Raw genomic sequence first — 764 nt, 5'->3', positions numbered from 1 at the left:
CCGACACCCGCCAACACCCGCTGACGCGCCCTGACGGGCTTGTCTGCTCCCGGCATCCGCTTACAGACAAGCTGTGACCGTCTCCGGGAGCTGCATGTGTCAGAGGTTTTCACCGTCATCACCGAAACGCGCGAGGCAGCTGCGGTAAAGCTCATCAGCGTGGTCGTGAAGCGATTCACAGATGTCTGCCTGTTCATCCGCGTCCAGCTCGTTGAGTTTCTCCAGAAGCGTTAATGTCTGGCTTCTGATAAAGCGGGCCATGTTAAGGGCGGTTTTTTCCTGTTTGGTCACTGATGCCTCCGTGTAAGGGGGATTTCTGTTCATGGGGGTAATGATACCGATGAAACGAGAGAGGATGCTCACGATACGGGTTACTGATGATGAACATGCCCGGTTACTGGAACGTTGTGAGGGTAAACAACTGGCGGTATGGATGCGGCGGGACCAGAGAAAAATCACTCAGGGTCAATGCCAGCGCTTCGTTAATACAGATGTAGGTGTTCCACAGGGTAGCCAGCAGCATCCTGCGATGCAGATCCGGAACATAATGGTGCAGGGCGCTGACTTCCGCGTTTCCAGACTTTACGAAACACGGAAACCGAAGACCATTCATGTTGTTGCTCAGGTCGCAGACGTTTTGCAGCAGCAGTCGCTTCACGTTCGCTCGCGTATCGGTGATTCATTCTGCTAACCAGTAAGGCAACCCCGCCAGCCTAGCCGGGTCCTCAACGACAGGAGCACGATCATGCGCACCCGTGGGGCCG

The 764-nt window shown here is 55.4% G+C and carries 2 protein-coding genes; one reads left to right on the top strand and one right to left on the bottom strand.

Annotated elements, in window-relative coordinates:
• Positions 1-99: 99 nt before the first annotated feature.
• Positions 100-291 (bottom strand): Rop family plasmid primer RNA-binding protein, encoded by a 192-nt coding sequence (locus tag PYV61_RS26175; RefSeq protein ID WP_000165985.1) that lies wholly within the window; start codon positions 289-291, stop codon positions 100-102.
• A 31-nt stretch (positions 292-322) separates the two neighbouring features.
• Here PYV61_RS26175 and PYV61_RS26170 point away from each other — a divergent pair, with 31 nt between their 5' ends.
• Positions 323-691, top strand: coding sequence for a hypothetical protein (locus PYV61_RS26170; RefSeq protein ID WP_000538659.1), 369 nt, complete (start codon positions 323-325; stop codon positions 689-691).
• Positions 692-764: the final 73 nt, after the last annotated feature.

It is taken from the genome of Roseisolibacter sp. H3M3-2 (assembly GCF_029211165.1).
GTDB lineage: Bacteria > Gemmatimonadota > Gemmatimonadetes > Gemmatimonadales > Gemmatimonadaceae > Roseisolibacter.
Note: the sequence above shows the minus strand (reverse complement) of the source record. Positions and strands in the feature narration are given on the sequence as shown.

Coding starts and splice junctions, on each gene's coding strand:
- PYV61_RS26170 (WP_000538659.1), top strand. CDS start 323: ATGGGGGTAATGATACCGATGAAACGAGAGAGGATGCTCACGATACGG.